Source organism: Segeticoccus sp. (genome assembly GCF_035708005.1).
This window is the reverse complement of sequence record NZ_DASSTI010000113.1, coordinates 1-7,175: the sequence shown is the minus strand read 5'-3', so window position 1 is coordinate 7,175 and position 7,175 is coordinate 1. Positions and strand designations below refer to the sequence as shown.

7 protein-coding genes are annotated in these 7,175 nt (G+C 69.9%); 3 read left to right on the top strand and 4 right to left on the bottom strand.

Annotated features, from left to right (window positions below):
- The first annotated feature begins 290 nt into the window (after positions 1-290).
- On the top strand, positions 291-749 hold the full coding sequence (locus VFL99_RS11275) for an RrF2 family transcriptional regulator (protein ID WP_325106453.1): 459 nt from the start codon (positions 291-293) through the stop codon (positions 747-749).
- A 12-nt stretch (positions 750-761) separates the two neighbouring features.
- Here the strand turns inward: VFL99_RS11275 and VFL99_RS11270 are convergent, their stop codons facing one another.
- Complete coding sequence (locus tag VFL99_RS11270; RefSeq protein WP_325106452.1) at positions 762-2,072, bottom strand: MFS transporter; 1,311 nt, start codon at positions 2,070-2,072, stop codon at positions 762-764.
- Positions 2,073-2,140: 68 nt separating this feature from the next.
- Here VFL99_RS11270 and VFL99_RS11265 point away from each other — a divergent pair, with 68 nt between their 5' ends.
- On the top strand, positions 2,141-2,722 hold the full coding sequence (locus VFL99_RS11265; RefSeq protein ID WP_325106451.1) for an urease subunit gamma: 582 nt from the start codon (positions 2,141-2,143) through the stop codon (positions 2,720-2,722).
- Positions 2,719-4,407 (top strand): urease subunit alpha, encoded by a 1,689-nt coding sequence (locus tag VFL99_RS11260; protein WP_325106450.1) that lies wholly within the window; start codon positions 2,719-2,721, stop codon positions 4,405-4,407. Before VFL99_RS11265 ends, VFL99_RS11260 begins: the two co-directional genes overlap by 4 nt.
- A gap of 31 nt (positions 4,408-4,438) precedes the next feature.
- On the opposite strand, the gene VFL99_RS11255 is transcribed toward VFL99_RS11260, so the two are convergent.
- The 3 genes from VFL99_RS11255 to VFL99_RS11245 form a co-directional block, all read right to left on the bottom strand.
- Complete coding sequence (locus VFL99_RS11255) at positions 4,439-4,987, bottom strand: hypothetical protein (protein WP_325106449.1); 549 nt, start codon at positions 4,985-4,987, stop codon at positions 4,439-4,441.
- A 91-nt stretch (positions 4,988-5,078) separates the two neighbouring features.
- Entirely contained in the window at positions 5,079-6,515 is a 1,437-nt protein-coding gene (locus tag VFL99_RS11250) for an MFS transporter (RefSeq protein WP_325106448.1), read from the bottom strand.
- Between the two features lie 204 nt (positions 6,516-6,719).
- Positions 6,720-7,175, bottom strand: a 456-nt coding sequence (locus tag VFL99_RS11245; protein WP_462283437.1) for a M48 family metalloprotease, incomplete at its 5' end; no start/stop codon positions are given.

Here is a 7,175-nt window from a genome sequence, read left to right as displayed (position 1 = left end):
ACCCGCTGCGCCAGCTGTTCGGTCGTCAGCCCCTCGACCGCCGCGCGCACGCTCTCCTGCACGCGGTTGAACCCGTCGACCAGCACCTCGTTCACCGCCGGCATGCCGTGCTCCTCATCTGTTGTCGGACCTGCCTGGGTGGGCCGCCGTCGGCTCCCATTCCGAAATCGACCCCCGCTCACGGTATGCCGGGTGCTCGCCTCCGCAACCCGGCTCCCTTCGCCCGCGGCGGAGCGGCACCCACCTTGCCGTGGTCCGACTTCGGCGAGGGCTCTGCCAGAATCGGCCTCATGCGTGTGTCTGCGAAGTCCGACTATGCCTTGCGGGCGTTGATCGAGATCGCGCAGCACGTGGAGGACGGCCCCCTGTCCGCCGAGGCGATCGGCAAGGCGCAGGACATTCCGCACGGCTTCCTCCAGGCCATCCTCGCCGACCTGCGTCGCGCCGGCATCGTCATGAGCCAGCGGGGAAAGGCGGGCGGCTGGCGCCTGGGGCGCGATGCCGAGGAGATCACCGTTGCGGACGTCGTCCGGGCCGTCGACGGTCCGTTGGTGAGCGTCTACGGCATCCGGCCGGAGTCGGTGGAGTACAACGGCGCTGCGCAGGTGCTGCAACCGGTCTGGATCGCCGCCCGCAGCAGCCTGCGTGAGGTGTTCGAGGAGGTCACCCTCGCAGCCTTGGCCGTGGGCGAGCTCCCTCCGTCGGTCGAGGCACGCACGCACGACGACGATGCCTGGCGCCCGCACTGAGGCGCGAACCGGTCAGACGTAACGGCGCCGGGCGATCAGCTGGCGGGCCCCCAGCGTGCCGGCAATGCTCGCCAGGGCGATGAGCACGAGCAGCAGCGCCGGCCCCCAGGAGAGTCCGTGCGACAGGGAGAACATCCCCACCGCGATCGCCGGGACGAAGCCGCTCACCACGCCGGAGAGGTTGTAGGAGAGCGACACCCCGCTGTAGCGCGTCTCGTCGGAGAACATCTGTGAGACCAGCATCCCGATGGGCGCATAGGGGATCGAGAGCGCTCCGATGCCGATCGTGATTCCGACGATGACCAGCGCCGCGTTCTTGGTGTCGACCATCCAGAAGACGGGGAAGGCGAGTAGCGCGGACACGATCCCGCCGATGATGCAGACCCTGGCCGCCCCGAGCCGGTCGGTGAGCCGCCCGAACACGTAGAGCACGAGGACCTCGAAGGCGGCAGCGATGAGTGTGGCGGTCAGCGCCAGCGACGTGGGCAGCTTCAGGTCGTTGACCGTGTAGTTGATCATGAACGTCGTCAGCAGGTAGAAGCCGCCGACGCAGATGAGCGGCGCGAAGACGCCGGCGATGACCCGGCCCCAGCCCTGCGCGAGGACCTGCGCGAGGGGCAGCCGCAGGGTCCGCTCCTCCTCCAGCGCCTTGACGAACAGCGGCGACTCCTCGATGCGCGCACGCAGGTACAGCCCGACCAGGAGCAGCACGAAGGCGAACAGGAAGGGGATCCGCCAGCCCCAGCTCGCGAAGGCACTGTGCGGCAGGAGACCGACCAGTGCGAACAGCCCGCTGGACAACAGCGTTCCGAACGGTGACCCGAACTGCGGCACCGCGGCATACCACCCGCGACGTTCCGGTGGAGCGTGCTCGATCGCCATGAGCATGGCGCCTGCCCACTCACCGCCGACGGAAAAGCCTTGCGCGAAACGGAGAATCGTCAGGATGACCGGAGCCGCAACCCCGATCGTGTCGTAGGTCGGGAGCAGGCCGATGAGCCCGGTGGACAGGCCCATCAACGTCACGGTGATGATGAGCGCAATCTTGCGGCCGCGCCGGTCGCCGAGGTGCCCGAAGAACACAGCGCCGACGGGCCGGGCGATGAATCCCACGGCAAAGGTCAGGAACGACAACAGCGTCCCGACGACGGGGTCGAACGTGGGGAAGAACTGCTTGTTGAAGATCAGCGCCGCGGCCGTGCCGTAGAGGAAGTAGTCGTACCACTCCAGGGTGGTGCCGATGAAGCAGGCACCGGCGACCTTGCGGACCTGGCTCTCCGACGTGACTGTCGGTTCGGCAAGGGATGGCTGCTGACGACTCATGCAAGGACCTTCCGTCGAATGCGTCCGGACCCTAGCGCGAACAAGCAGGGACGGTCCACCATGATCCGGTGCACCTGACACCTCGTGAACAGGAACGACTGCTGCTGAGCAGTGCTGCGGACCTCGCCCGACGGCGGCTCGCGCGTGGCGCCCGGCTCGGCGCGCCGGACGCCGTCGCGCTCGTGTGCGACGAGGTGTGCGAAATGGCTTGGGACGGCGTCCCACTCGACGAGGCCATCGAGCGTGCACGACAGGTGGTCCCTGCGGGCGCTCTGCACGACGGTGTCCCGGCGGCAGTCCCGGTCATCGAGGTGGAGGCGCTCTTCCCCCACGGCAGCACGCTGGTGCACATCGATCGACCCTTCGGCGCCGCCGAGCCCGACGGCCCGGGCGCGGTGCGCGTGCGCGGCGATTCCCGACCCCTGGCACCGGGCCGGCGTCGAGAACCGGTGACGCTGCACAACACCGGGCACCGGTCGATCTGGGTCTCCTCGCACGTACCGCTCGACCAGCTCAACCACGCGCTGCGCGTCGACCTGGTCGACGCCGGCCGATTCCGGCTGGACCTGCCGGCGGGAGCCGCGCTCGAGGTGCCCGCCGGAGAGACCCGAACTGCGGACGCCGTCGAGATCAGGCAGGGCCACGCATGAGCACCTTGGACAGCCGGATGTATGCCGGGCTCTACGGTCCCAGTACCGGTGACCGTGTCCGTCTGGCGGACACCGACCTGTGGGTCGAGGTGGACGGGGACGACACCGAAGCGGGCGAGGAGCTGATCGGCGGGTGCGGGAAGACCGCGAAACACGGTGCCCTGGTCAGCGCCGTGGCGGGTCGGGAGAGCAAGCTCGACATGGTCATCCTCGGAGCCCTGGTGATCGACCCGGTGCTGGGGGTGCGCAAGAGCAACATCGGCATCAAGGAGGGCCGCATCGTCGGGGTCGGCCGCGCCGGCAACCCGGACCTGCAGGACGGCATCGAACTCGAGGTGGACTCGCACACCGCGATGATCACCGCCGAAGGCCTCATCGCCACGCCCGGCATCGTCGACTCCCACGTGCACCTGTCCAACGCCGAGCTAGCGGCCGCGGCCCTCTCGGCCGGCGTGACGACCATCGTCGGCATGGGCATCGGTGGCGTGTGGGACGTCGGGGCCAACCCGGCACACAACCTGCACCGGCTGATCGAGGGCTGGGCCGGCATACCCATCAACGCAGCGTTCCTGGCGCGTGGGTCCACCACGGCCGCAGCGCTGCTGGAGGAGGCTGTGCTTGCCGGTTCCGGTGGATTCAAGATCCATGAGGACTGGGGCGCCAGCCCGCGGATCGTCGACACGTGCCTGGGCGTGGCCGAGCAGGTGGACCTTCCGGTGGCGCTGCACACCGACACCCTGAACGAGTCCGGCTACCTCGCCGACACGCTGGAGGCGGTGGGCGGTCGGACGGTGCACGCCTACCACGTGGAGGGCGGCGGCGGTCACCCCGACCTGCTGCAGATCGTCGAGCAGCCGCACGTGCTGACCTCATCGACGACGCCGACGCTGCCGCTCACGCCCGCGACGGTCGCCGAACTGGCGCCGATGACGATGACCGTGCACCGCGGTCACGCCGAGCTCGGCAGCGACACCGCCATCGCGCTCAGCCGGATCAGGGAGCACGCCATCGCCGCCGAGAACCGGCTCCACGACGAGGGCGCCATCAGCATCATCAACTCCGACGCGCTGGGCATGGGGCGCATCGCCGAGAGCAACCGGCGGGCGTGGCAGCTCGCGCACGTGCAGGCGCACCTGCGCGGCGAGACCGGTCCGGAGGTGCGCAACAACGAGCGCGTGCTGCGCTACCTCGCCAAGCTCACCCACAACCCGGCGGTCGCGCACGGGATCGCCCACCACGTGGGCAGTCTGCAGCCCGGCCGGCTGGCGGACATCAACCTGTGGCACCCCGCCTGGTTCGGTGCCCAGCCGGAGATGGTCGTCAAGAGCGGCTTCGTGGCCTGGGGGAACACCGGCTCGGGCTCCGGGTCGACGCGACTGGCGCAGCCGCGCCGGATGCTGCCGTTCTTCGGCGGCCACGGCCGTGCGCCGGCCTCGTTGTCCCGGATCTTCGTGGCCGGCGCCTGCCTGGACGACCCCGCCGCCCGCGGCCGGCTACCGGAGGGCCACCGCTACGAGGCCACCCGGCACAGCCGCGGCCTGGGCTGTGCGGACATGCTGCGCAACACGGCGACGCCGCACGTCGAGGTCCCCGGCGAGCCGGCCGCCGTGCGGGTCGACGGCCAGGAGGTGCCGCTGCACCACGCGGAGCGGCTGCCCCTCACGCGGCTGCACCACCTGGGCTGAGGCGGCTCGCCGCCGCTGACCGACAGGGCCGCTACTGCACGGGCCGGTCCCCGTCGGCGGGCCGGTCCCCGTCGCCGGGCCGGTCACGGAGCCGCTCATCGGCGAGCGGGTTGCGGCGGAGCCCGCCATCGTCGAGGCGGTTGCTCGGCTTGCCGGTCGGCGCGGCGCCCGCAGCCGGCGCGCCCTGCGTGCCGCCCTCGCCTGCGGGCCGACCACGCGCGGGCTGACCACCTGCCGCGGTGTCCGGGTCCAGCTCGTCGGCGCGGCGCAGCTGCGCATCGCGTTCGGCCCGTGTCGCCCGGGCGTGGTCCTGCCGGTCGGCCGCGTCGGCCTCCAGCTGCTCGGCGCGGGCGCGGTGCTCGTCCGCCTCGGCCCGCGCCCTGCGCGCGGCGGCCTGCGTCTCGGCCGCCTCGGCATCACGCCGACGCACGGTCCCGGACTGTTCCTGAGCGCTCTGGCGCAGGCGCTGCGACTCGGCCCGCTGTGCCGTGGCGCGGCGTCGGCGCAACAGCCACCCGATCAGTCCCAGGACGATGAGCGCGATGACGATACCGATGATGATCCAGCCCCAGGTCGGCATGGCGCCTCCTTGACGTCGCACTGCTAGCCGACGGCGCACCTACCCCTGCGGCCGACGGATACGCACCATCGGCACCGGTGGCATGTCGGCGTCAGGCCGCGGCCAGCTCCTCGACGATCTCCTCGGCCTCCTCGCGCGACTGCGCGGCCGGGGCTGAGCCCCACATGTGCCGGCGGTTCGGCTCCTGGGTGAAGAAGATGCCGACCGCGCCGACGATGCCGAAGGCGATGAGGTAGTACGCCGGCCAGTTGAGGTCGTGCGTGAGGTTCACCAGCGTGGTCATGACGACCGAGGTGGTGCCCGCCAGCGCCGAGATCGAGACGTTGAAGGCGATCGACAGGCCGCCGGATCGGACGCTGGTCGGGAACAGCGACGGCAGGGTCGAGGGCATGGTGCTGCTGAAGCAGATGAGCAGCACCCCCATGATCAGCAGCCCGCCGAAGATCGCGAACGTGCCGTGCGAGCGGATCAGGAGGATGGAGGGAAAGGCCAGCAGGATGAACCCGATCGAGCCGACCCACACGATCGGCTTGCGGCCGACCTTGTCGGAGAGCCAGCCGAGCACCGGGATGAGCACCAGCAGGATCGCCATGACGATGATCTGCAGGATCTCGGAGGTGTGCGCCGAGGTGCCCGCCCCGTTCTTCTGCAGGTGCGGCAGCGCGCTGGTCAGGTAGGTCGGCATGTAGGACGTGAGCATGTAGTTGGGCACGTTCCACGCCGCCACGAGCGCCATGCAGACGAGCATGTAGGGCCACAACCGGAAGATGCGCTTGAACTCGCCCTTGGTGTCCGCGTGCTGCTCCTGCTGCTCGGCCTGCTTCTCCAGCTCCAGGTAGGCAGGGGTGTCCGCGAGCTTCGTCCGCAGGTAGACCCCGACGATGCCGAGCGGCAACGCGACGAAGAACGGGATCCGCCAGCCCCACGACAACAACGCGCTCTGCGACAGGGTCGCATCGGCGATCGTCACCGCGATCGCGCCCATCAGGTAGCCGGTGAAGGTGCCGAACTCCAGCCAGCTGCCGAAGAAGCCCCGTCGCCGGTCCGGCGCGTACTCGGCGATGAAGGTCATCGCGTTGCCGTACTCACCGCCGGTGGAGAAGCCCTGCACCAGCCGCGCGGCGAGCAGGAGCAGCGGAGCCACGATCCCGATCGAGTTCGAGCTCGGGATGATGCCGATGCAGAACGTGCCCAACGCCATCAGGATCATCGTGGTGGCGAGGACCTTGTTGCGACCGATGCGGTCGGCCAGTGGCCCGAAGAACATGCCGCCGATGGGGCGCACCAGGAAGGACACGGCAAACAGGCCCATCGTGGCGATGATGCCCGTCGTGTGCCCCATCCCCGAGAAGAAGACCTTCTCGATGGTGGGCGCGAAGTAGGCGTAGACGCCGAAGTCGTACCACTCGGTCACGTTGCCGATGGCGGCAGCGCCGATGGCACGACGGATGACGTTCGGTTCGGTGACGGTGATGTCCTCGACATCCCAGTCGCGCGGCGGTTCAGAGGTGGCCAGAGCAAGGCCCACGAGGGCGGACTCCCTTCGACAGAGGACAAGCAACCCTTCAACGTTAGTCGTTGATGGGGCGTCGCCTCTAATCGTGAAGGGGCGGCAGGGAGCCAGCACCCGCCGGAGGCCGCGGGCTCAGCTGCTCAGCTCCAACATCCTTGTGAGTTCAGTCACCGCACAGCGCGGAGTCTCGGCAGCGGCCGTATGCCGGCCACGCGCGGCTCAGCGCGCCGGCGTCGCCAGCAGCTCCGGCAGTTGCCGCTCGAAGAGGCCGTCCACCGCCAGCGAGGGCATGATCTGCCCCTGCTTCTGCTGGGAGGCCGCGACCTGCGCACCCCACGTCGAGGCGCTCAGTCGCTGTGTCGGGGTGCCGTGGTGGTTGTCACTGTCCGTTGCGCAGTCCCCGAGGGTGTAGAAGCTGGCCTCGGTGGTCAGCAGCCGCTTGGCGTTGAGGGCCTCGCCGCGCTTGTGGGTGAGGAAGAAGGTGCCGAAGGCGTCGGCCATGAGCTCGTTGTGCCGAGTCGCCTCCGGCGTTGGCGGATGCGTGCCGTCGAAGATTCCGTCGTCGAACTGCACCTGGTGGGAGAACTCGTGGGCGAGGACGGCCCGCGGCCCCATGTCGCCGAGGCCGACGGCGTCGAGGGCCTGCAGCATCCCGTCGCCGATCACGATCTTCGG

Coding starts and splice junctions, on each gene's coding strand:
- VFL99_RS11275 (WP_325106453.1), top strand. CDS start 291: ATGCGTGTGTCTGCGAAGTCCGACTATGCCTTGCGGGCGTTGATCGAG.
- VFL99_RS11270 (WP_325106452.1), bottom strand. CDS start 2,072: ATGAGTCGTCAGCAGCCATCCCTTGCCGAACCGACAGTCACGTCGGAG.
- VFL99_RS11260 (WP_325106450.1), top strand. CDS start 2,719: ATGAGCACCTTGGACAGCCGGATGTATGCCGGGCTCTACGGTCCCAGT.
- VFL99_RS11255 (WP_325106449.1), bottom strand. CDS start 4,987: ATGCCGACCTGGGGCTGGATCATCATCGGTATCGTCATCGCGCTCATC.